The sequence below is a fragment of the Xanthomonas sp. NCPPB 3583 genome, from assembly GCF_041475715.2.
In the GTDB taxonomy this organism is placed as follows: domain Bacteria; phylum Pseudomonadota; class Gammaproteobacteria; order Xanthomonadales; family Xanthomonadaceae; genus Xanthomonas; species Xanthomonas euvesicatoria.
This window is the reverse complement of record NZ_CM191263.1, coordinates 2303947-2326759: the sequence shown is the minus strand read 5'-3', so window position 1 is coordinate 2326759 and position 22813 is coordinate 2303947. Positions and strand designations below refer to the sequence as shown.

Below are 22813 nucleotides of genomic sequence, written 5' to 3'. Positions count from 1 at the left end.
ATTATGCCGTGGGCTTGCCGGCCTTGTCAGCCCGTGCCAGCGCGCGCGCCTCGCGCAGCCGATCGAGCTTTTCCTTCAGCTTGATCTCCATCCCGCGCGGCACCGGGTTGTAGTACACGCGCTCGCCCATCGCATCCGGGAACCCGGTCTGATCCAGCGCGATGCCGCCCTCGGCATCATGGTCGTACTGGTAATCCTGGCCGTAGCCCAGCGTCTTCATCAGCTTGGTCGGCGCGTTGCGCAGATGCAGCGGCACCTCCTGGGTGCCGGTGGCGCGCACGTCGGCCTTGGCCTGGTTGAAGGCCGCGTAGCCGGCGTTGGATTTGGCAGTGCTGGCCAGGTACAGCACCAGCTGTGCGAATGCCAACTCGCCTTCCGGGCTGCCGAGGCGCTCGTAGATGTCCCAGGCTTCCAGCGCCATGCTCTGCGCGCGCGGATCGGCCAGGCCAATGTCCTCGATCGCCATGCGGGTCAACCGACGCGCCAGATACGCAGGGTCGCACCCGCCATCGAGCATGCGCGTCAGCCAGTACAGCGCTGCATCCGGGTTGGAACTGCGTACGGACTTATGCAACGCCGAAATCTGGTCGTAGAACTGCTCGCCGTTCTTGTCGAAGCGGCGCGTACGGTCGGCCAGCACCTGCAGCAACGTCTGTGGCGTGATCTCGCCACCCTCGCCTGCCGCCAGTTCCGCGGCAATTTCCAACAGCGTCAGTGCCCGACGCACATCGCCGTCGGCGGCGCTGGCGATTTCCAGCAGCGACGCTTCGCTGACCTGGATCGTCTCTGCCCCCAAGCCGCGCTCGGCATCGCGCAAGGCACGCTGCAAGGCTTCGACAATATCCTGCGGCGACACGCCTTCCAGCACATGCACGCGGCAGCGCGACAACAGCGCTGAATTCAACTCGAAGGACGGGTTTTCAGTGGTCGCACCGACGAACAGAATCGTGCCGCGTTCGATATGCGGCAAGAACGCATCCTGCTGGGCCTTGTTGAAGCGATGCACCTCATCGACGAACAACACGGTGCGGCGGCCACCGGCAAAACGCTGCGCCGCCTCTGCCAGCACCTGCCGCACTTCCGGCAAGCCGGAGAGTACGGCCGAGATCGCCTTGAATTCGGCGTCTGCGTAATGCGCGAGCAACAAGGCCAATGTGGTCTTGCCGCATCCCGGCGGGCCCCACAGGATCATGGAGTGCACGCGGCCGGATTCCACCGCGCGCCGCAGGGCGCTGTCGGGAGCCAGCAATCGCTTCTGGCCCACCATCTCGTCAAGCGTGCGCGGCCGCATCCGCTCTGCCAAGGGCCCCATGGCGCTGCGATCGACGTGCAGCAGATCGGGTGTGATCGAGTCGGGACGTTTGGCTTTGCTCACCCCTTCATTCTACCGCCTGCGCCTGATGGACGTTCCACAACGCAGTGTTCGGCCATCGCTGGGACGCCGACGTTCTCTTTCCAAGCGACCACTTCGCGCAGGTGCAACGCATCGACTGCGTAGCGCAATACTGTTACTGAGTAACGAGTGACCGCAATCGCCTGCCGGCATTCCGCATCGGCCACGAGCTGCGCAAGCGCAAGCGGCAGGTTCAGCGCACGGATTCCACCATGCCTCGCATTCCGCTTCGCCCCTCCGTCATCGCCGCTTGCCTTCCAGGCATGGCCGAGACCATCGCGCATCCATCCAAGCCTTCTGCGCGGCGGCAGACGCACAACAAATTGGCGACTCCGGACCCATGCGCGTTCGAGGCGGAACTGATCCAGGCACAGGAAGATCCGCTGGGTTGGTCCGCGACGCTACTTGAGCAAGCAAGACAGCCAAGCGTCGTCGATCCCGGACTGAAGGCCGCTCCCAAACGCAAACACGCCCTCCCGCGTCCCTGCAGGAAGGCCGCAGAACGCTTGGGGCTCAGTAGCGGTTCGCCAGAACCACATACGAGCCTGCTGCGCTATTCCTCGGTGCAGTACGCGCGGGACACACCAGCCGGCCCATCGGATCGCAACGCCGATGCCGCCCGTGATCTGCGAGCAGCCCCGCTGCTGTCCAATGCCACCCAGCATCTCAATGAGGCCCTGATCGCCCGCCTGGAACAATCCAACAACGATCTGGCCGCACGCATCTGGCGGCGTCGCCAGGACGAGCTGAGCTACGCGCATGCACAAACGCTACAGGCTGCACGCGAGCAGTTGGCCCTGAGAGCCCGGCGCGCCGCCAACCTGAGCGACAGCATCAACGCGCTGACGCGCGAACGTGCCGAACTGCTGCAACAGCTGCATGGATGCAATGCGCAGACTGATGCAGTGGCGGCCGCGATCCACGATCTCGAGTCGGACATCCTCTCCGCACGCGCCGCATTGAACGCGCTACCGCACGATCAGCCGTCGCGCGCTGTCGCAGCGCACGCGGGCCCATCCTCGGCCGACGCGCAGCAGGGCGTCGATCGCTTACAGCTGCAACGCGCCTGCACTCGGCTCGAGCACGCAGTGCGGCAGGCGCGCGCACGCGGCGATGCGCTGGCCAAAGCGGTCTTTTTCGGCCGCGGCTCGGCACAGGCAGCACAAGCAGAGCAAGCACTTGCGGAAGCTAACGCGGAAATCGATCGATTGCGAAGCGCGTATGCGCAAGCACGCGATGCGTTGCAGTCGGATCAAGCAGGCAACTCTGCCAACAGGCCGGCTTCGCGCACGCTCGGCTCGCACCTTGCTGCAGAGCGAAACCGAGAAGTCGAGGCACTGCGCACACGGCTGGGACGCAACGAGAACATGCTGACCCTGCAACGCACGCATGCCGAGCGCTGTCGGCGGCATGCGCGACGCCTACAGCAGCGCCTCGACCAGGTCGAGGCGAAACTGCAGCAGGCGCGGCATTCGTCGCGGATCAACACCGAGGAGGTGTGGCAGCACGAACAGACGGTCAACGCGCTGGAAGCTGCGAACGGCGACATGCAGCGCGTGGCGGAACATGCAGCCGCGCAGCCGCCGGCCGATGAGGCCCGGCCCGTCGCTGCCGAGATCGTCGCCGACACCATGGACGCACTGCTTGGCGCCCTGCCCGGCTTTCGCGAGGAAACCATCGACCCCGTGAGTCGACAGGTTCTGCGCGCCTGGGCTGACGGTCTGCATGGCCGCAGCGCTGCGTTCGGGGGCGACGCCTTGCAGCCGGTCGACGCCTTGCGCATCGCCCTGCAGGCCTTGGCGATCGCCAGCGAAGGCGATGCTGCCGCAGCGGCCGACGTGCTGCGACGCCTGGGCATGGTGCGGTTGCGTGAGCTGATTCCGCCGCCACAGGTCTCCATCGCTGCCGAGGCGGCCCAGCCAATAGAGACCGTTACCGCCTGCGTCGGCCTGTTGGCCAGCGTTCCGCGTGGCATGCAGGTTCTTTCGCACATGCTGCGCGAAGAAGCCACGCCCCCCTCCAGGGAATGGTTGGAGGCGGCGCAGGTCCACCTGCGTGCCAGCCACCGGCTTGCACTGACGCCGGACGCAGAACAGGCTGAACGCAGCTGGCTGGGCGATGCGCAGATGGGAGCGCGCCATGCCGTGCATGGAGACTCGCCGCTGCAGGGCCTGCAGTCTGCAACCGATGCCCAGCGCAGCGCATTTCACGCATTCCGCAATGGCTACGAAACCACCCGGGCAGGTTCACCCTATGCGCGCGTCAACGCATGCCTGCAGATGTTTGCGCAATGGGCGGTCGCAGGCAGTGGGCGGCGCGGCAGGCGCGCCCTCAATCCCTTCAACGCACTTGAGCTGGGAGTGAAGGTTGGCGCCTCCGAAGCGCTTCCCACCGCCGTGCGGCGTGCCAACGACGCTTTTCGCGAAGCGGCCGGCCACCTGACCAGCTGGCTCGTCGCGCGCCGCCAGATCCAGCTGGCTGGCGGGCGAATGCCGTCGCAGGACGAGCTGGCAATGCAGGCACTGTTGGAATACGTGCAATGGCTCCCACACGAGCAGAACGCAACCGACCTGACCTTCACCGCCAAGGTGCTGGGCACGATCGAACGGCGTGCCCAGGAGCTTCAGCGCTCGGTGGCTGCCTCCGTGAACGAGACCGACGACCTGCAGCCGGCGGCGTGCCATCCGGCCATCGCATCCGCGTGGGGTGCGTTACGCGCCGGCCGCATGCGTCTGCCCGAAACGCTGCGTCTGATCCAGCGTGGCCTGCTCGACCACGCCGGACAGCCGAGCGACCTGCCGGTCGGTGCAGCGACCCTGGATGAAGAACTGGCGTCTGACGCGCGCACCCACTTTCATCAGGCCATCGGTCATGCAAGTCGCCTTCTGCACGAGGGCGACACCTCCCGCGTCAGATCGCCACGTGCGCTGTTCGAATGCCTGCGCAACCTGATGGAACGACTGGAATGGCGCGACAAGCTGCGTCTTACCGAGCAACGGGTGATCGGACTCAATACGACGCCGCTGTCGGCCGCACTTGCGATCATCCCCAGCGGCCTGGGACTGAAACTCTCCGCGGGCGGCCAGACCAGTTCCGATCGCTCGGTGGAGATTTACATGGGGCGGACCGGGTTGTCGCTGCAGATCGGGCGGCAGAAGGCGCGGCAGTTCAACGCCAGTACCGGCATTAGCGCGGGCGTGCTGCTGCCGGGCACCGAACACGCACCGGTGGGTATCACGGGCGCAGCCGAATGGCGCATGAAAAAGGAATCGGGCATCGAGCATGGCGTGCAAATCCGCGTACCACGACGGGGCAAGGGCCAGGAGCTGGAGCAGCGCGCGCAATTCCTGGCCATGTTCGAACACTTGCTGCAACTGGCCGAGCAATCCGGCGACGATGCAGGCCAGTTGAGCGAGCGCGACTTCCTGGGGGAGCTGCTGGCGCACCACCCCAGCATCACCGTTGGCTTGATCGGCCATGCCGAACGCAATACTTCGGCCACCGAATCCAGCCTCAGCGTCGCTGCCGGCGTGCGCGTGGGAAACATGGATGGCCAACCGCGTCGCGCCACCCTGGGCGCGTCGCTCGGCGTGAAAGCGCGGCGCGAAACCTCCCGGTCGCAGACGCCGATCGAAGGCTACATGACCATGGTGCTGAAGGATTCGAGCGCACAATCCAGGGTAGAGATCGCAGGGCGCGCATCGGCCAGTGTCGTCGCCCGGCAGTGGACGCACCCAGGCACCGGCAATGCGCCGCCCACACCAGTGGCGCGGCTGTCCATGGCCACGCTTGATCTCGGCTACAGCAGGGAACTGCGCTCGGCCGGCAGCACGACGTTCTCCACCTTGTGGATGTTCAACAACGAAATCGATCCCGTGCGCACCGATCGTGGCTTCGAATTCTTCAATTTCGCCTCATTCGAACGCGAAGTGAAGCGTAACTGGCAGTTATGGACCCACTACGGAATCTCCAAACTGCAGGGCAAGGTCGATGACCAGCGGCTCTATATGGTGGCCGAGCGCCAGTTGCAGGACTTCATCGACCGGGTCCGCCTCCACATGCAAGACAACAAGTTCGCCTCGCTGATCGTGGACTGGGTGTTGCAGGCAGAGGCTGCACCACGCCTGGACGCGCTGCGCGCGCAGGCCCAGCTATTGCGGGTCGCCGGATGCGAAGCGCAAGCGGCAGAAGCCGATCGCGCGTTCGATGAGCTGATCAGCCACCCAAGCATTTGGGAACCGACCATCCTGATCCTGCGCGAAAAGGGCAAACGCCAGCGCGAACGTGGCCTCGATTTCTTCATCAAACGCCAGACCAACCAGGCAGCGGAGGCGAGTCGGACGGTTGGTCAGTGGATCCCGTACGAGCCAGTCCCGTAGCGTGGTGGCATCGCTCCTGTGCGGGTGCATCCGTCAGGTCACGACAACTGCTGCGCGCCCGCAGGCACAGCCGCTCGCTGCGCCATGCGTTCATCCCGAGAGCCCCGCAGACGCTTCTACTGCGCGTCGCCCACCACGTCCACGCCCTTGGCCGGCGTATAGCGGAAGGTGTCTGCAGCAAACGCCGGGTTGCGCTTCCAGCCGCTAAAGCTGATCGCGGTGCGTTGGCCGACTGCGTCCACCACTTCCATCCTGGCCAGGCCATCCTTGCCGAACCCCAGCGAGGCGATCTGGAAGCTGGCGTCGGTGTCCACCTTGGGCGTCAGCGACAACCATTGCAGGCCGTCGCGTGGCGCGGCTTCTTCGCTGACATCGTACTTCTTGTCCAGAAGCGCCGGGTCGATCAATGCAACCAGCGGGCTGTTCTGTTCTTCGCTGCCCTGTGCGCGCACGGTGACCTGCTCCAGATCCGGATCCAATACCCAGACCTTCTTGCCGTCGGCCACGATCAGCTGCTTATAGGGCTTGGCGTATTCCCAACGGAACTGACGCGGTGTCGCCAGTGCGACCCGCCCGCTCGAAGTTTCCTTGACCCGGCCGTTCGCGTCGGTCACCCGCTGACTGAACTGCCCATCCAGTCCCTTCAACCCTCGCGTGAAGGTGTCCAGCTCCTGGCGCGCACCGGCAAACGCGGTACTGGCGAACAGAGCAGTGGCAAGGACGGCATAACGGAGCTGGCGATGCATCGCGGTCTTCCAGAAGGACATGCGTAGATTCTGATACTTCATAGATGAATGGGCGAGCGCTATCGCACGGCATGTTCAGATGGCGGCGTGTGCGCGGCAATCCGCCTCATCGTGCCGTCTGCACCCTGGACAGATCGCCATAGACGATCTGCCCGCGAAACCCGCGCCGAACCTGTTGGTAGAGCTCGCGAAACGCACGGTAATCCTGCGGCTGGCACAACGCCTGTGGCCCGCGCACGGCGGCACGCTGCAGGCGATGCACGGCGGTGACCGTCTGCCCCTGCCGTGTCCACTCAACCACGTATTCGCCGGCGGCATTGCGAAAGGTGCTGCTGCGCGGAATGGCGATGATCGGCACCGTCTCGGGAAAGCTCACCACGTAGGTTTCTTCGCGCACGCTGTCGTTGCAGTAAAACGGGGTCAGATTGTTTTCGGCCGAGGTGGTGGTGTAGATGGCGCGCGTTGACTCGGCACCTGGCATATCCGGCAAGGTCATGCCGCCGACCACCGAGAAATCCACCGCGTCCTTGGCCTGGAAGGTGTAGCGGTAGTTGAACGGTGCATCCAGATCCAGCGGGTCGCCCTGAATCAGCAGATCGCCGGTGCCGTCGAAACCGGACTGGGCAAGGATCGACTCTTCGATCCGGTTGCGATTCTGCGCATTGAGCTGCACGAACATCGCGCGCAAGCCCACTTCGCCGGTCTGCCCGCTGTCGAGCGTGGTGGTGCCCTGCAGATCGCCTTGCGGCGTGAACCGGTATTCAGTGCGGGCGACATAGCGATTGACCTTGCGGTCGTTCGGCGGCGTCTGCGTGACCTTGCCATCGCGCGTATGCACCACCGGCGCGCCGAGATCGCCGGCCGGCAACTGGCCGAAGCGTGCGTAGGGGTTGGTCGAGTCCACGTACAGATCGAATGCGGGAATGTAGGTGATGGCGTGGTTGAAGCGGCCCAGCACCGGGATCTGCGGCAAGGTCGGGCCGCCCTCTGCCCCGATCAGCACCGGGGTGCTGGCAATCCCCTTGGCGGCAAGCAGGGCCTCCAGAATCACGGTGTGGTCTTTGCAATCGCCGTAATGGTTGGCCAGGATGCTCTCGGCGCTGTTGGGTTCCAGCCCGCCATTGCCCAGATACACCGCCACGTAGCGGATATTGCGCGCCACCCACGCATACAGCGCGGCAGCCTGCGCGCGCGGGGAATCGATACCGCGGGTGACCTCATCGGCCAGCGCCTGGATCGCCGGCGTCACCGCCGCAGCGCGCCCGCCTTTGACGTGGTACGCCAGGCCCATCTGCGACCAGCTATCGAAGGTGCTGGCCATCAAGGTGGGGCTGAACTCCCAGGTCGCAGCGCTCCAGTTCTGGTTTTTCATCGGCGCGGTGCGCTGGTAGCGCCACTCCCAGCGTGCCTGGTCGCCGCGCACCACCGGCTTGGTGCTGCCCTGCAGCCCGCGTGCAGAAAGATGCATCGGCAGCCCCTTCGGCGCGACCAACGTAATCACCGCATCGTCGTACTGCGCGAAGACGCTGAAGGTCTCCCACAGGCTGAAGTAACCGGGGAAATACGGCGTGTTCTGTGCCCGCCGCACGCGGTACACAATGCGCGCGCCCGGCGCCAGATTCGGGAACACCACCACTTTCACCTTGCGGTCGGCATACATCGCTGCCGAGGCGCTGGAATAGCTTTCCTGGGTATAGATTTTGTCGGCCGCCACGTCCTGGCGCAGCCCTTCGGCCGTGACGGTATACGCCTGCAGCACATCGAGCGTTTCCATCTTCTCGCTATAACTCAGCCGGACCTGGCTGAACTGCTCCACGGCCGACTTGGTCTTGAGCAGGATCTCGTATTCGTCGGTTTCAACGCTGCTGGCGTCGGCGCGCACCTCGTAGTCGGCGCGGTAGCGCACGAAACTGTAATTGGTGTCGGCCTGCGTGCGCGTTGCAGCACTGGCAGTGGGCGCGGGCCGTTGCTGTGCCTGGGCAAGCAGCGGAAGACAGAGGAGCAGCACGAGCACTAACGAGGGACGATGCAACATGGGTCTCGATCACGGCGGGCCGGAGCGGCCCTCACCCACAGGGTAGCCGTTGTGCCAGGCAATGACAGGCACGGGCTTCCAACAATGCGGCATTGCTGCAGGCGCCCGATCGGAAGCTGCACCGGGAATGCGCCACGACATCGCCGGCGCCTACTTCGGCGGCGGCGGTGCCAGCACGGTACGGTCGCCATTGTGCTCGGGCGGGCTGACGACGCCGGCCGCCTCCATCGCTTCGATCAGACGCGCGGCACGGTTGTAGCCGATCTTCAAGCGCCGCTGCACGCCGGAAATCGACGCACGCCGGGTCTCGGTGACGATGCGCAAGGCTTCGTCGTACAAGGGATCCGATTCGTCGCCGCCACCGCCGCTGCTTTCCGGCAAGCCGGTGGCACCGACCACGGTGCCATCGCCCATGGTCTGCACTTCGTCCAGCACGCCTTCGACGTAGGACACCGGCCCGCTGGCCTTGAGATGCTCGACCACGCGATGCACTTCCTCGTCGCTGACGAAAGCCCCGTGCACGCGATCCGGCAGCGCGGTGCCCGGCGGCAGGTACAGCATGTCGCCGTTGCCCAGCAGCGCCTCGGCGCCGGACTGGTCCAGGATGGTGCGCGAATCGATCTTGGAGCTGACCTGAAACGCCACGCGGGTGGGGATATTGGCCTTGATCAGGCCGGTGATCACGTCCACCGATGGCCGCTGCGTGGCCAGGATCAAGTGGATGCCGGCCGCACGCGCCTTCTGCGCCAGGCGCGCGATGAGCTCTTCGACCTTCTTGCCGACGATCATCATCATGTCGGCGAATTCGTCGATGAAGATGACGATGAACGGCAGCGTTTCCAGCGGCCGGGGCGCTTCGCCCAGTTCCGGGTTCGGCTTGAACAGCGGGTCCATCATCGGCTGGCCGGCGTCGATGGCGTCCTTGACCTTCTTGTTGAAGCCGGCCAGGTTGCGCACGCCCACCGCGCTCATCAGCTTGTAGCGGCGCTCCATCTCGGCCACGCACCAGCGCAGGCCGTTGGCGGCCTCCTTCATGTCGGTGACCACCGGCGCCAGCAGGTGCGGGATGCCCTGATAGACGCTCAACTCGAGCATCTTCGGGTCGATCATCAGCATCCGCAGTTCCTTGTGCGAGGCCTTGAACAGCAGGCTGAGCACCATCGCATTGACCGCCACCGACTTGCCCGAGCCGGTCGTACCGGCGACCAGCAAGTGCGGCATGCGCGCCAGGTCGGCCACGGTCGGGCGCCCGGCAATATCCTTGCCCAGGGCCAGCGTCAGCGGGCTGGCCGACTTGTCGTATTCCTTGGAGCGCAGCAATTCGGAGAGGAAGATCATCTCCCGGCTGACATTGGGAATTTCCAGGCCGATCACCGACTTGCCCGGGATTACGTCCACCACGCGCACCGATTTCACCGACAACCCGCGCGCGATGTCCTTGTCCAGCGAGCTGATCTGGCTGACCTTGATGCCCGGCGCCGGCTCGATCTCGAAGCGGGTGATCACCGGGCCCGGATAGGCCCCGACCACCTGCGCCTCGATGCGGAAATCCTTGAGCTTGAACTCGATCTGGCGCGACAGCGTTTCCAGCGTCTCTTCCGAATAGCCCTTGGTCTGCGGCTTGGGGTCGTCCAGCAGCGCCAGCGGCGGCAGGTCCGAGCCGTCGGTGCTGACGCCCTGGAACATCGGAATCTGGGTGTCGCGCTTGGCGCGCTCGCTCTTTTCCACCACCGGCGCCGGCGGCGGCTCGATCTTGACCGGCTCGCGCTTGGCCTGCTTGACCGCATCGACCTTGCGCACTTCCTCGCGTTCTTCGCGCATCACCCGGGTCTGCTGCCACTCGGTGGCCTGATGGGTCTTGCGCTGCATCAGCGGCCCCAGCGCTAGCACCCACTTGCCGATGCGCTCCATCACCGCAAACCACGACAAGCCGGTCGCCAGGGTGATCGACACCAGCAGCAGCACCAACACGAACAAGTTCGCGCCCAAGGCACCGAAGCCGGAACTGAGCGAGCCGGCGACCAACTTGCCCAGGATGCCGCCGGCCTCGGCCACCTCGCCCTGGAACAGGCGCAGGTGCAGGAAGCCGGTCGAGGAAATCAGGAACCCCACCATCCCGACCAGGCGCAGCGCCGGCCCCAGGTCGCTTTGGCTCTGCTCCTCGCGCTCGCCGATCAAGGCGATCCAGGCGACCGCTCCCAACAGCACCGGCAGCAGGAAAGCCACATACCCGAACAGCTGCAGCAGCACGTCGGCCGCCAGGGCGCCGAATCGGCCGCCCATGTTATGGATCGGCGCAACCAGATTGCCGGTGCGCGACCAACCCGGATCGGTCGCCGAGTAAGTGAACAGGCTGGCCAGCAGATACAGCAGCAACGGCGCCACCGCGATCAAGGCCAGATCGCGCCAGAGCTTCTGCCGCCGCGGATTGTCCGCCACCGCCGTCTTACGCGACGACGGTTTGCCCTCTGCGGGCTTGCTGCTGCGTTCGGGAACCTGCTTTGCCACCTGTAGCCAGACCTTAGAAAAATGCTGTTAGTGTTTGATAATAAACGACTGAAGCCACGGTTTCAGCACTTGCATGCGCCCTGGCCATCCAACCAAGCGCCGCTCAACGAAAAACGCCGCACAAGGCGGCGTCGAGCACGTGGTTGGAGCGGAGCATGCCATCTGCGGTTCAAGCAGTTCCATCGCGCCGCCTTGATTCACCGGGTGGGGACCGCCACTCTATGCCGCCACGGGGGCGCGAATTACTTCGCCTGCCCTACCAATTCCTAGATCGCGAGTATACATGAGCGCCTCTTCTGCCAGCCCCGCCAAGCATTCCCGCCTGTTGATCCTGGGCTCCGGCCCGGCCGGCTGGACCGCCGCGGTCTACGCCGCCCGCGCCAATCTCAAGCCGGTGGTCATCACCGGGCTGCAGCAAGGCGGCCAGCTGATGACCACCACCGAGGTGGACAACTGGCCGGGCGACCCCCACGGCCTGATGGGTCCTGACCTGATGAGCCGCATGCAGGCGCATGCCGAGCGCTTCGAGACCGAGGTCATCTTCGACCATATCCACACGGCAGATCTGTCGCAGCGTCCGTTCCGGCTGATCGGCGACGGGGCCGAGTACACCTGCGACGCGCTCATCATCGCCACCGGCGCTACCGCCAAGTACCTGGGCATCCCCACCGAAGAAGCCTTCAAGGGGCGTGGCGTCTCCGCCTGCGCCACCTGCGACGGCTTCTTCTACAAGGACCAGGACGTGGTGGTGGTCGGCGGCGGCAACACCGCGGTCGAAGAGGCGCTGTACCTGTCCAACATTGCCCGCAAGGTCTACCTGGTGCATCGCCGCGATACGCTGCGCGCAGAAAAAATCATGCAGGACAAGCTGTTCGCCAAAGTGGCCGCCGGCAAGATCGAGACCGTCTGGCACCATGCCATCGACGAGGTACTGGGCAACGATGCCGGGGTTACCGGCGTCCGAGTGAAGTCCACCATCGACGGCAGCACCCGCGACATCGATGCGCATGGCTTCTTCGTGGCGATCGGCCATCACCCGAACACGCAGTTGTTCGATGGCCAGTTGGCAATGAACAACGGCTACCTGGAAATCCGCTCCGGCCTGAACGGCGCCGCGACCGAGACCTCGGTGGCCGGCGTGTTCGCCGCCGGCGACGTGGCCGACCAGCATTACCGCCAGGCCATCACCTCGGCCGGCTTCGGCTGCATGGCCGCGCTGGATGCCGAGCGTTATCTCGACAAGAGCGCCTGAGATGGCGCCTGATTGCCGGCCGCGCCACGCGGCCAGCATCGCCGAGGGGCTGCCCGCATGGGCATAACCGCACGCTGGTGTCGCCAGCTGGACGAGTTGCCGGCCGGCGCCTGGGATGCGCTGCACGATGGCACGCATCCCTTCATCGGCTACGCGTTTCTGCAAGGCCTTGAACGTGAGGGTTGCCTGCGCCCGGATTGGGGGTGGAACCCGCTGCACCTGACCTTGTGGGAGGGTGACACTCTGGTCGCCGCGGCTCCCGGCTACCTCAAGAACAACTCGCACGGCGAGTTCGTCTTCGACCATGCCTGGGCGCATGCGTACGCGCGCTATGGCCAGGACTACTTCCCCAAATGGCTGTGTGGGGTGCCCTACTCGCCCGTCACCGGCCCGCGCCTGCTCGGTGCGCCCACGTGGCGCGGCCACCTGCTGAAGGCGATGCGCGAGCTGGTGGAGCGCAGCGGACTGTCGTCGGCGCATGTGAACTTTTACCCCGCTGGTGAAGACGCCGCCTTCGATGCCGACTGGCTGGAACGCAACGACCTGCAGTACCACTGGCACAACGCCAGCGGCTGGGGCGACTTCGAGACGTTCCTGTCGGCGATGGATCACAAGCACCGCAAGAATATTCGCCAGGAACGCGCCAAGGTGCAGCGCGCCGGCGTGCAACTGCGCGTGGTGCACGGTGATGAGGCCAGCGATGCGGAGCTGGCCGCGATGTACGGCTTTTATCTCAAGACCTTCAACGAGTACGGCAACTCGCCCGCGCTGACGCCGCAGTTCCTGCAGCACTTGGCCACGGCCATGCCGCGCCAACTGGTGATGTTCCTGGCCGACCTCGATGGGCAACCCATCGCCGGTGCACTCTGCCTGCGCGGGAAGGACACCTTGTATGGCCGCTACTGGGGCGGTGAAGCCCTGCCCGGCCTGCATTTCGAGACCTGCTATTACCAGGGCATCGAATATTGCCTGCGCGAAGGCCTGACCCGCTTCGAACCTGGCGCACAAGGCCAGCACAAGATCGCGCGCGGCTTTCTGCCGACGCTGGTGCGCAGCCGCCACTGGATTGCCGATCCGGGCTTTCGCGAGCCGCTGGCGGACTGGTGCGCGCAAGAGCGGGCCGAGGTCGAGCAGCACGCCGCCGCCCTGCTGCGCCATTCGCCGTTCCGCCAAGGGTGATCGCCCTGCGGCGGCTTCTCCACCCATCCCGGGCCGATACATCGCACCGCCGCCGCACAAATCCAGGCACCGCCTGACGTGGCAGGCCTCTGCGCCGTTGCGCGAGACCCGTTCATCAGTCCTCATCGTAGCCCTCGCAGGCCGCGCATTTGCCGTGCCTGGTACCCGATCATTCCGCACTTGCGGACGCTACCGCAGAATATGCTAGCGTTGACTATTGATTCGGGCATGTCGCCCGCACCGGAATCGGCCCATGAAGCAAACGGTGTTGGTCACCGGCGGTAGTGGCTATGTCGCCTGCCGGCTGGTGAAGCAGTTGCTGGAAGCGGGCGACACCGTGCACGCCACCGTGCGCAGCCTGCACGATTCGCCCAAGCTGCGGCCCTTACGGCAGCTGCAGGCGGACCACCCGGACCGATTGCGGTTGTTCGAAGCAGACCTGCTGGTACCCGGCTCCTTCGCCGACGCGATGCAGGGCTGCTCTGTGGTGCATCACGTCGCCTCGCCGTTCCTGATGCCGGAAAAGATCAAGAACGGCCGCACCCAACTGCTGGAACCCGCGCTGCAAGGCGTCAGGAACGTGCTGACCACGGTGAACGCGACTTCCAGCGTCGAGCGGGTGGTGCTCACGTCCACCATCGGCGCGATCTTCGGCGACTACCGCGACGTGCTGGACATGCCCGGGCAAACGCTGTCGGAAGCCTTCTTCAACACCACCAGCAGCCTCGATCACAATCCCTACCACTACTCCAAGGTGGTCGCCGAGCAGGAGGCGTGGGCCATGTCCCGTGCGCAGCAGCGCTGGGACCTGGTCTGCATCAACCCCGGCCTGGTGCTCGGTCCGTCCCCGGCCGCAGGCTCGGATTCGGGCAGCCTGTTCCTGCTCGACGAACTGATGCGCGGCCTGTTCTTCTATGGTGTGCCGGACCTGAGCTTTGCCACGGTGGACGTGCGTGAAGTTGCCAACGCGCATATCGCCGCGGCCAAGCGACCCAGCGCGCACGGCCGCTACATCGTCGCCTCGGCACAGATGATCTCGTTCCTGGAAATCGCGCGGTTCCTGCGCAAGGTCCACCGCCGCCCTTACCTGTTGCCGCGTCTGCAGATTCCCGGTTTGGCGTTGCGGCTGCTCGGCCCCTTCTTCGGGCTGAGCCCCAGGTACATTCGCAACCATCTCGGCATCCGCTTCGGCCTGGACAACCGGCGCTCGCGCCAGGAGTTGGGCGTGGACTACCGTCCGGTCGAGCAGACCTTGCACGCGCACTACGCCAGCTGGGAACGGCAGCGACGGGCCTGAGCCGGCTGGGTGCTCCGCAAGCGCACCTGTACCATCGCCGGAACCGAACCAGGCACCTGCCCATGCCCTTTGCCGCTCCATTTCCATGCATGCGTGGCGCGCCGTGGCGATCCGGCCGGTGGCCGGCGTGATGACGCCCTTTCGTCGTCCCACCGTGTTGGGCACTTCCGCCTCGGCCCCATTCCCGCCTGCCGAGGCCGCCCTGACCGATCCCGACGGACTGCTTGCCGTTGGCGGAGATCTGTCGCCCCAGCGCCTGCTCAACGCGTACGCGCACGGCATTTTCCCGTGGTATTCGGAAGGCCAACCGATCCTGTGGTGGAGCCCGGATCCGCGCATGGTCTTTCGCACGGACGGCGTGCGCCTGTCCTCTCGCTTCAAGCGCCAGCTTCGCGCAAGCACCTGGACGGTTCGCGCCGATACCGCCTTCGAACAGGTGATCGACGCCTGTGCTGCGAGTCCGCGCCCTGGCCAGGACGGCACCTGGATCACCGCGGAAATGCAGCAGGCCTATATCGCCTTGCACCGTCTCGGCCACGCGCATTCGATCGAGGTGTTCGACGGCGCGCGCCTGGTTGGCGGGATCTACGGCGTCGCGATCGGCCGGATGTTTTTTGGCGAAAGCATGTTCAGCGGGGAAAGCGGCGGCTCCAAGGTGGCACTAGCCGCCTTGGCCGCCAATCTGCATGGCCGAGGGTGGCCACTGATCGATGCGCAGGTGGAAAATCCGCACCTGCTGAGCCTGGGCGCCGAACGCTTGCCGCGCGCTGACTTTTTGCACCAGGTGCAACGCCAGGTTGCCCTGACGGAACCGCCGGGTAGTTGGTCTGCGCGTTACGGCGAACACGCCGCCAGCGAGCTGTGTGAGACCCGCTTAACATAAAATTTGCACCGCGGGGAGATGGCGCGTAAAATGCCGTCCCTTACGGCCCTGCCGGGCCAGCCGTGACTGCACAGGATTACATGTCGAAAGACGACTCCATTGAATTCGAAGGCAGCGTCAGCGAGACGCTTCCCAACACCACGTTCCGGGTCAAGCTGGAGAACGGGCATGAAATCATCGCCCACATCTCCGGACGTATGCGCAAGAACTACATCCGCATCCTGACCGGCGACCGGGTCAAAGTTGAGATGACTCCCTACGACCTGACCAAGGGTCGTATTACCTACCGCATGAAGTAAGCGGTTTTGGTACCGAGACGCGAGGCGGCCATTGGCCGCTTTTTGTCGTGCCCGCAATTCGAGCGCGCAGTGCAAGGCAGTCACCGAAACGCACTGCCCTGCTCCGCACCGGCGGCTGGGCAAGACTTGCCGGCAGCGTAGAAACGCATCACCCAGCAGCCATCCCCGCCAAGCGTGCCATCGTCAGGGTGCGTGATCGCGATGCGCGCTGAAGACGTAAAAAAGCCGCTCTTTCGAGCGGCTTTTCCTTGACTGCCAAACAACCTTACAACGATCAATCCACCGTCGCGGGCAACAGGCGTTCGGGTTCCGGATGCGCCTCGACCACCAGTTCGCCATCCTTGACGTCGATGCTGACCCGGCCACCGTCCACCAACTTGCCGAACAGCAGTTCGTCGGCGAGCGGGCGCTTGATCTTCTCCTGGATCACCCGCGACATCGGCCGCGCACCCATCAGCGGATCGAAGCCATGCTGGGCCAGCCAGTCGCGCGCGGTCGGGGTAGCCGACAGGGAGACGTGCTTTTCCTGCAACAGCATTTCCAGTTCGATGATGAACTTGTCCACCACCCGCAGGATGTGGTCGAACGCCAGGGGCTGGAACTGCACGATCGCATCCAGACGGTTGCGGAATTCGGGCGTGAAACCGCGACGGATCGACTCCATCGCATCGGTGGAATGATCCTGCTTGGTAAAACCGATCGACCGACGCGATGCCTGCGTGGCGCCGGCATTGGTCGTCATCACCAAAATCACGTTCTTGAAGTTGGCCTCGCGCCCGTTGGTGTCGGTCAGAATGCCGCGGTCCATGACCTGCAACAGGATGTTGAAGATGTCCGGATGCGCTTTCTCCACTTCGTCCAGCAGCAGCACGCAGTGCGGTGTCTTGACGATCTTTTCGGTCAACAAGCCGCCCTGATCGAAACCGACGTAGCCCGGGGGCGCACCGATGAGACGGCTGATCGAGTGCGCTTCCATGTATTCGGACATGTCGAAACGCACCAGCTCGATCCCCAGCTGCAGCGCGAGCTGCTTGGTGACCTCGGTCTTGCCGACACCGGTGGGGCCGGCGAACAGGAAGTTGCCGATTGGTTTTTCCGGATTGGCCAGACCCGAGCGCGCCAGCTTGATCGAACCGGCCAGCGTCTCGATCGCCGGGTTCTGCCCGAAGATCACCATCTTCAGGTTGCGCTCCAGGTGCTGCAGCACGTCCTTGTCGGTCGCGCTGACCTGCTTGGCCGGAATGCGTGCCATCTTGGCGACGATGGTCTCGATCTCTTCGATATCGATCAGTTCCTTGCGCTTGCCTTCCGGCAGCAGACGCTGACGCGCACCAGCCTCGTCGATCACGTCAATCGCCTTGTCCGGCAGCAAACGGTCGCCGATATGCTTCACCGACAGGTCGACGGCGGCCTGTAGCGCGTCATCGGCGTAGGTCACGCCGTGATGCGCCTCGTACTTGGGCTTGAGGCCCTGCAGGATCTCGAAGGTCTCGCCCACGGTCGGCTCGACGATATCGATCTTCTGGAACCGACGCGCCAGCGCACGGTCCTTCTCGAAAATGCCGCGATATTCCTGGAACGTGGTCGAGCCGATGCAGCGCAGCTCGCCCGACGACAGCGCCGGCTTGATCAGATTGGAGGCATCCATGGTGCCGCCCGACGCCGATCCGGCACCGATGATCGTGTGGATTTCGTCGATGAACAGCACCGCATTCGGCACCTTCTTCAACGCAGCCAGCACGCCCTTGAGACGCTTTTCGAAATCGCCGCGGTACTTGGTACCTGCCACCAGGGCGCCCAGATCCAGCGAGTAGATCACCGCATCGGCGAGCACTTCCGGCACGTCGTTGTCGACGATGCGCTTGGCCAAGCCCTCGGCGATCGCGGTCTTGCCAACGCCGGCCTCGCCCACGTACAGCGGGTTGTTCTTGCGCCGACGGCACAGGACCTGGATGGTGCGCTCGATCTCATCGCTACGGCCGACCAGCGGGTCGATCTTGCCGTTGCGTGCCTGATCGTTGAGATTGGTGGCGAACTCGGCCAGGGCGTCGCCCTTGGCTTCGCCCTCGCCGCCTTCGCTCTTGGACTCACCATCCGGCGCGGACGGCTGCTCGCCGTCCTCACCCAGCTTGGCGATGCCGTGCGAGAGATAATTGACGATATCGAGGCGGGTGATGTCCTGTTGGTTCAGGAAGTACACCGCATGCGAGTCCTTCTCGCCGAAGATCGCGACCAGCACGTTGGCGCCGGTAACTTCCTTCTTGCCCGAGGACTGCACGTGGTAGACCGCGCGCTGCAACACCCGCTGGAATCCCAGGGTTGGCTGCGTGTCGCGCCCGTCGTCCTCGGCCAGGCGCGAGACCGAGGCCTCGATCGCCTGTTCCAGGTCATTGTGCAGGCGCACCTGGTCTGCCCCACAGGCCTTGAGCACGGCCTGGGCGGAAGGGTTGTCCAGCAGCGAGAGCAGCAGGTGCTCGACGGTCATGAACTCATGACGCGCCTCGCGTGCTCGCTTGTAGCACTGGCCGATGGTTTGCTCTAGGTCTTTGCTGAACATTGGTAACTCCGAACGGCTGTTGCCAACAATATGCGGCTTTTGTTGGGATTTTCCACAACCCTATCGGATAGGCATGTTCAGACAGCGTTAGCACGTGATCGCAGCCACACTGTTGCGCTGCTGGAATGACCTGCCGGGCGCCTCAGGCCTGTTCCATCGTGCACAGCAGCGGGTGCTGGTTCATGCGCGAAAACTCGTTGACCTGGGCCACTTTCGACTCCGCAACCTCTCGGCTGTAGACCCCGCACACGCCGCGTCCGCGGGTGTGGACGTGCAACATGATCTGGGTGGCCTGCTCCAGATTCAGGTTGAAAAACTGCTCCAGGACGGTCACCACGAAGTCCATCGGGGTGTAGTCGTCGTTCAGCAACAGCACCTGGTAGCGCGGCGGTGGCGCCACTTCGGGCTTGCTGGCTTCGACCATCAGGCCGTGGTCGTGTTCGTGTGAGGTATTCCGAGGCATCCGGCCATTATACGGTTCAACCTTGCACGCATTGGACGATTTACGCTGCGCCCCGCACAATTTGTCTCCAATTCCCTGGCTGGCCCTTGATGACCGATCCCATGACCGCGCAGCTGCTGGCGCCGTCGTCGACCGCAGATGCCCCGATGCGCACCGCACACGACGGCGCAGCCGTGCCGCGGTGGCACCGCAATGCCGTCCCCGCCGCGCAAGCAGCGCACAGGTGGTCGACCGCGTTGGAGCAGATTCGATGAGTACGCCAGAGCAACGCTGGCATCCCGATGTGACCGTGGCTACCGTCGTGGTGCGCGATGGACGCTTTTTGCAGGTGGAAGAAGCCATCGGCGGCCGCCTGCTGTTGAACCAGCCTGCCGGGCATCTGGAGCCGAACGAAAGCCTGCTGGATGCGGCCGTGCGCGAAACCCTCGAGGAGACTGGCTGGGACGTGCGCCTGACCCAGTTCATCGGTACCTACCAATGGGTTGCCCCCAACGGACAGTGCTTTTTGCGCTTTGCATTCGTTGCCGATGCGCTAGCCCATCACTCCGAACGCAGCCTCGACACCGGCGTGGTGCGCGCGCTGTGGATGACCCCGGACGAACTGCGCGCCTCCACCGAGCGCCTGCGCAGCCCACTGGTGTGGGAGGTGGTTGCCGACTACCTGGCAGGGCAGCGCTATCCGCTCTCCCTGGTGCGGCACGTCGCATGAGTACGCCACGGATTGTGGTGGGTGTGTCCGGCGGCGTGGATTCGTCGGTGGCGGCGTGGAAGCTGGCGCAGCAAGGCGAGCCGATCGCGGGGCTGTTCATGCAGAACTGGGCCGACGACGGCAGCGGCGATTGCCGCGCCGAAGACGACCGCCGCGATGCCGTGGCGGTGTGCGGCGTGCTGGGCATCCCGTTTCATTTTCGCGATTTCTCCGGCGAATACTGGAGCGGCGTGTTCGCGCATTTCCTGGCCGAATATGCGGCCGGACGCACGCCCAACCCGGACGTGTTGTGCAACCGCGAAGTGAAGTTCAAGCATTTTCTGGATGCAGCACAGGCGCTGGGTGCCGAGCGCATCGCCACCGGCCATTACGCGCAGGTGGCGCATCGCGGCGGGAAGTGGCGGCTGCTGCGTGGCGCCGACCGCGGCAAGGACCAGAGTTATTTCCTGCATCAGCTGGGGCAGGCGCAGTTGGCCGCCACCCTGTTCCCGATCGGCGATCTGGAAAAAAGCACGTTGCGCCGGATTGCCCAGGATGCCGGCTTGCCGACCCATGCCAAGAAGGATTCCACCGGCATCTGCTTCATCGGCGAACGCGATTTCCGCGAGTTTCTGGGCCGCTACCTGCCCGCGCGCGCCGGCGAGATCCGCGACCCGCAGGGGCAGCGCATCGCCGAGCATCCGGGGGTGTTCTATTTCACCCTGGGCCAGCGCGAAGGGCTGAACATCGGCGGCGTGCGCGGACGGGCGGCCGCGCCGTGGTATGTGGTCGGCAAGGATGTGGCGAACAATGTGCTGTATGTGGACCAGGACCGCGACAGCCCGCTGCTGCAATCGCGCTGGCTGCGGTCCGAACAAGCCCACTGGGTGACCGGGGCGCCGCCGGCACGCCGGTTCACCTGCACTGCGCAGACGCGCTACCGTCAGCCCGACGAGCCCTGCGCGGTGGATGTGCAGGACGATGGCAGCGTGCAGGTGCGCTTCGAACGGCCGCAACGGGCGGTGACGCCGGGGCAGTCGCTGGTGCTGTACGACGGCGAGGAGTGCCTGGGCGGCGCGGTCATCGCCGCCACCGACGCACCGCTGGAACGCCAGTTGGCGGGATCTTCTTTTTCCTCTGAGGTAGTGGCTTGATGAGTGTTTCCATGGATCACCGTGTGCTGGCGCTTGCCGGCGTCGCTCAGGCCCTGCAACAGGTGCGGCGGATCGCCGAGACCGGGCATTCGGAAGCGGCGACGGTGCGTACCGCCATGGACAGCGTGTTCCGGGTGGACGCCGCCTCGCCAGAGGCCGTGTACGGCTCGGCAGCGGCGCTGGCGCCTGGCCTGCGCCTGCTGCACAACTACTTCCGCAACCAGGGCCAGGACGAAGTGCTGCCGCGTCTGGCGCTGGCCGTGCTGCAGCTGGAGCGCCGGTTCGTACGCGATACCAGCACCGTCGCCACTGTCGCCAGCGGAATCGACGCGGCAGCGCGCCAGGCCCAGCAGCTGGGCGACAGCAGCCACCCCGATGTGTTGAGCTCGCTCGGCGGGCTGTACGCACAGACCATCAGCCACTTGCGGCCCAAGGTCATGGTCCAAGGCAACCCGCACTACCTGGGCCAGGCCGGCGTGGTCGCGGAGATCCGCGCGCTGTTGCTGGCAGCAGTGCGCTCGGCGGTGCTGTGGCGGCAGATGGGCGGCAGCCTGTGGGATTTTTTGTTCGCCAAGCGCGCGATGATCGAAGCGGTGGGCCGCGCGTTGCGCTAAATGGCGCGAAAAAGCCGCCTGCATCTGCACGCTAGCGGCCGCTGACGCGCGCCAACGGCGGTTGAATGGGCCAGGCGATGTGGCGATCGTCGCTAAAGACAACGGGGGCAGTGCCGATACAGCAACCGTGACTCTGCCGAGAACGCCCATGTATTCACGTCCACTCATCCGTCTAGCCGCTCCTTTGGCTCTGACCTTGCTGTTCCCCTTCGCTGTCGGATTCGACTGGCCCGCTTCGGTGCGCTGGGCGATCCTGGCGACCATGACCCTCAGTTGGTTGGGTTTCGCTGCCTGGGTGACGTATTCCCAGTTCCGGCCTAATCCGGACCAGGCCCGCATCCTGCGCGAGCAGGACCAACTGCTCAACGAACTGCGCACGTTCGTCAGCAACGAAGTCGACGGTTCGCGCTCGGAAGTCGAGCGTGCCCGCGAACTGATCCGCCAGGCCGTGTCCGGCCTGGGTGGCAGCTTCGAAGCGATGAATCGCAAATCGCGTCAGCAAAGCCAGGCACTGGCCCGCATCGTCGACCGCGCCGGTGACGATGGCAGCGCCGGCGTCGACGTCGCCCGCTTCGCCCAGCACGCCAGCTCCCGTATGGAGCAGTTGGTGGAAGCGCTGGAACAGGTGAGCGGCCAAAGCACCAATACCGTCCATCACATCGACGAGATGGCGCAGCATCTGGATGGCATCTTCGCGCTGCTGGAAGACGTCAAGTCGATTGCCGACCAGACCAACCTGCTGGCCTTGAACGCCGCCATCGAAGCAGCGCGTGCCGGTGAAGCCGGTCGCGGCTTCGCCGTGGTTGCCGACGAGGTGCGCAACCTGTCCGAGCGTTCCACCACCTTCAACGAGCAGATCCGCAAGCTGGCACACAGCTCCAAGGAATCGATCGCCAAGGTGCGTGAAACGGTCTCGCAGCTGGCCTCGCGCCACATGGACCGCTCCCGCGAGGCGCGCCATGAATCGGCCGCCATGCTGGAGAACGTCGCCCAGATCAACGCCTCGTTGGGCGATGGCATGCGCGAGATCTCCGAATGCGCACGCTCGATCGATGGCAGCGTGGCCGAAGCGGTGCGTGCCCTGCAGTTCGAGGACATCGCCACGCAGACGCTGAGCGGTATCCACACCCACCTGGATCGCCTGACCGCGATCAACCGCGAAGCGGTGGCGCTGCAGGAACTGCTGCATCGCAATGGCGGCGTGTACGACAGCGACCTGGTCGCCGCGCTGGCCAAGGTGTCCAACCGCCTTCGCGACATGCGCGTGGAGTGGGAGCGCCCGCCGCACAAGCCGGTGGCGCAGCAAGGCATGGGTGCCGGCACGGTCGAGTTGTTCTAAGACCGATGCCGCCACGCAGCTGCTGAT

Annotated in this window: 17 protein-coding genes; 10 read left to right on the top strand and 7 right to left on the bottom strand. The window is 65.0% G+C overall.

Going from position 1 to position 22813, the window contains the following annotated elements; genetic code table 11:
* Position 1: 1 nt before the first annotated feature.
* Positions 2–1375, bottom strand: coding sequence for a replication-associated recombination protein A (locus ACCQ07_RS10225; protein WP_029819381.1), 1374 nt, complete (start codon positions 1373–1375; stop codon positions 2–4).
* Positions 1372–1677 (bottom strand): hypothetical protein, encoded by a 306-nt coding sequence (locus ACCQ07_RS10220; protein WP_223648267.1) that lies wholly within the window; start codon positions 1675–1677, stop codon positions 1372–1374. Before ACCQ07_RS10220 ends, ACCQ07_RS10225 begins: the two co-directional genes overlap by 4 nt.
* On the opposite strand from ACCQ07_RS10220, the gene xopZ reads away from it, so the two are divergent.
* Positions 1606–5772 carry a XopZ family type III secretion system effector gene (xopZ, locus tag ACCQ07_RS10215; RefSeq protein WP_372364057.1) on the top strand — a complete coding sequence of 1389 codons (4167 nt, stop codon included), beginning with the start codon at positions 1606–1608 and terminating at the stop codon, positions 5770–5772. The two genes, ACCQ07_RS10220 and xopZ, sit on opposite strands and share 72 nt — an antisense overlap.
* 116 nt (positions 5773–5888) lie before the next feature.
* On the opposite strand, the gene lolA is transcribed toward xopZ, so the two are convergent.
* From lolA to ACCQ07_RS10200, 3 genes are all read right to left on the bottom strand, one after another.
* Positions 5889–6560, bottom strand: coding sequence for an outer membrane lipoprotein periplasmic chaperone LolA (gene lolA / locus ACCQ07_RS10210; protein WP_057681709.1), 672 nt, complete (start codon positions 6558–6560; stop codon positions 5889–5891).
* A 64-nt stretch (positions 6561–6624) separates the two neighbouring features.
* Positions 6625–8532: a DUF3857 domain-containing transglutaminase family protein gene (locus ACCQ07_RS10205; protein WP_033478956.1), complete on the bottom strand. Its 1908-nt coding sequence runs from the start codon at positions 8530–8532 to the stop codon at positions 6625–6627.
* 171 nt (positions 8533–8703) lie between these two features.
* Entirely contained in the window at positions 8704–11061 is a 2358-nt protein-coding gene (locus tag ACCQ07_RS10200) for a DNA translocase FtsK (protein ID WP_008575323.1), read from the bottom strand.
* A gap of 283 nt (positions 11062–11344) precedes the next feature.
* Here ACCQ07_RS10200 and trxB point away from each other — a divergent pair, with 283 nt between their 5' ends.
* The 5 genes from trxB (at position 11345) to infA (ending at position 15971) form a co-directional block, all read left to right on the top strand.
* Complete coding sequence (trxB, locus tag ACCQ07_RS10195; RefSeq protein WP_014090139.1) at positions 11345–12313, top strand: thioredoxin-disulfide reductase; 969 nt, start codon at positions 11345–11347, stop codon at positions 12311–12313.
* Between the two features lie 57 nt (positions 12314–12370).
* The gene (locus ACCQ07_RS10190; RefSeq protein ID WP_372364050.1) at positions 12371–13492 is read left to right on the top strand and encodes a GNAT family N-acetyltransferase; all 1122 of its coding nucleotides are present in this window, start codon (positions 12371–12373) and stop codon (positions 13490–13492) included.
* Positions 13493–13745: 253 nt separating this feature from the next.
* Positions 13746–14789, top strand: coding sequence for an NAD-dependent epimerase/dehydratase family protein (locus tag ACCQ07_RS10185; protein WP_372364048.1), 1044 nt, complete (start codon positions 13746–13748; stop codon positions 14787–14789).
* Positions 14790–14919: 130 nt separating this feature from the next.
* Positions 14920–15672, top strand: a complete 753-nt coding sequence (gene aat / locus ACCQ07_RS10180) for a leucyl/phenylalanyl-tRNA--protein transferase (RefSeq protein WP_065628589.1) — start codon at positions 14920–14922, stop codon at positions 15670–15672.
* An 80-nt stretch (positions 15673–15752) separates the two neighbouring features.
* A complete protein-coding gene (gene infA / locus ACCQ07_RS10175) occupies positions 15753–15971 on the top strand; it encodes a translation initiation factor IF-1 (protein WP_002813418.1) in 219 nt (72 codons plus the stop codon).
* Between the two features lie 274 nt (positions 15972–16245).
* Here infA and clpA read toward each other — a convergent pair whose 3' ends face one another.
* Both clpA and clpS read right to left on the bottom strand, forming a co-directional pair.
* A complete protein-coding gene (clpA, locus tag ACCQ07_RS10170; protein WP_008575777.1) occupies positions 16246–18528 on the bottom strand; it encodes an ATP-dependent Clp protease ATP-binding subunit ClpA in 2283 nt (760 codons plus the stop codon).
* 142 nt (positions 18529–18670) lie between these two features.
* Positions 18671–18991: an ATP-dependent Clp protease adapter ClpS gene (clpS, locus tag ACCQ07_RS10165; RefSeq protein WP_005914463.1), complete on the bottom strand. Its 321-nt coding sequence runs from the start codon at positions 18989–18991 to the stop codon at positions 18671–18673.
* 250 nt (positions 18992–19241) lie between these two features.
* Here clpS and ACCQ07_RS10160 point away from each other — a divergent pair, with 250 nt between their 5' ends.
* The 4 genes from ACCQ07_RS10160 (at position 19242) to ACCQ07_RS10145 (ending at position 22786) form a co-directional block, all read left to right on the top strand.
* Entirely contained in the window at positions 19242–19700 is a 459-nt protein-coding gene (locus tag ACCQ07_RS10160; protein WP_008575782.1) for an NUDIX hydrolase, read from the top strand.
* Positions 19697–20833 (top strand): tRNA 2-thiouridine(34) synthase MnmA, encoded by a 1137-nt coding sequence (gene mnmA / locus ACCQ07_RS10155; RefSeq protein WP_372364046.1) that lies wholly within the window; start codon positions 19697–19699, stop codon positions 20831–20833. The genes ACCQ07_RS10160 and mnmA overlap by 4 nt, the downstream gene beginning before the upstream one ends.
* The gene (gene hflD, locus ACCQ07_RS10150; RefSeq protein ID WP_372364045.1) at positions 20833–21447 is read left to right on the top strand and encodes a high frequency lysogenization protein HflD; all 615 of its coding nucleotides are present in this window, start codon (positions 20833–20835) and stop codon (positions 21445–21447) included. The genes mnmA and hflD overlap by 1 nt, the downstream gene beginning before the upstream one ends.
* Before the next feature lie 61 nt (positions 21448–21508).
* Positions 21509–22786 (top strand): methyl-accepting chemotaxis protein, encoded by a 1278-nt coding sequence (locus ACCQ07_RS10145; RefSeq protein ID WP_014090132.1) that lies wholly within the window; start codon positions 21509–21511, stop codon positions 22784–22786.
* Positions 22787–22813 lie beyond the last annotated feature (27 nt).

Bases quoted from the DNA above. Each gene is read 5' to 3' on its own strand.
- xopZ (WP_372364057.1), top strand. From the start codon at position 1,606: ATGCCTCGCATTCCGCTTCGCCCCTCCGTCATCGCCGCTTGCCTTCCA.
- ACCQ07_RS10220 (WP_223648267.1), bottom strand. From the start codon at position 1,677: ATGCGCGATGGTCTCGGCCATGCCTGGAAGGCAAGCGGCGATGACGGA.
- lolA (WP_057681709.1), bottom strand. From the start codon at position 6,560: ATGAAGTATCAGAATCTACGCATGTCCTTCTGGAAGACCGCGATGCAT.
- trxB (WP_014090139.1), top strand. From the start codon at position 11,345: ATGAGCGCCTCTTCTGCCAGCCCCGCCAAGCATTCCCGCCTGTTGATC.
- ACCQ07_RS10190 (WP_372364050.1), top strand. From the start codon at position 12,371: ATGGGCATAACCGCACGCTGGTGTCGCCAGCTGGACGAGTTGCCGGCC.
- ACCQ07_RS10185 (WP_372364048.1), top strand. From the start codon at position 13,746: ATGAAGCAAACGGTGTTGGTCACCGGCGGTAGTGGCTATGTCGCCTGC.
- aat (WP_065628589.1), top strand. From the start codon at position 14,920: ATGACGCCCTTTCGTCGTCCCACCGTGTTGGGCACTTCCGCCTCGGCC.
- infA (WP_002813418.1), top strand. From the start codon at position 15,753: ATGTCGAAAGACGACTCCATTGAATTCGAAGGCAGCGTCAGCGAGACG.
- clpA (WP_008575777.1), bottom strand. From the start codon at position 18,528: ATGTTCAGCAAAGACCTAGAGCAAACCATCGGCCAGTGCTACAAGCGA.
- clpS (WP_005914463.1), bottom strand. From the start codon at position 18,991: ATGCCTCGGAATACCTCACACGAACACGACCACGGCCTGATGGTCGAA.
- ACCQ07_RS10160 (WP_008575782.1), top strand. From the start codon at position 19,242: ATGAGTACGCCAGAGCAACGCTGGCATCCCGATGTGACCGTGGCTACC.
- mnmA (WP_372364046.1), top strand. From the start codon at position 19,697: ATGAGTACGCCACGGATTGTGGTGGGTGTGTCCGGCGGCGTGGATTCG.
- hflD (WP_372364045.1), top strand. From the start codon at position 20,833: ATGAGTGTTTCCATGGATCACCGTGTGCTGGCGCTTGCCGGCGTCGCT.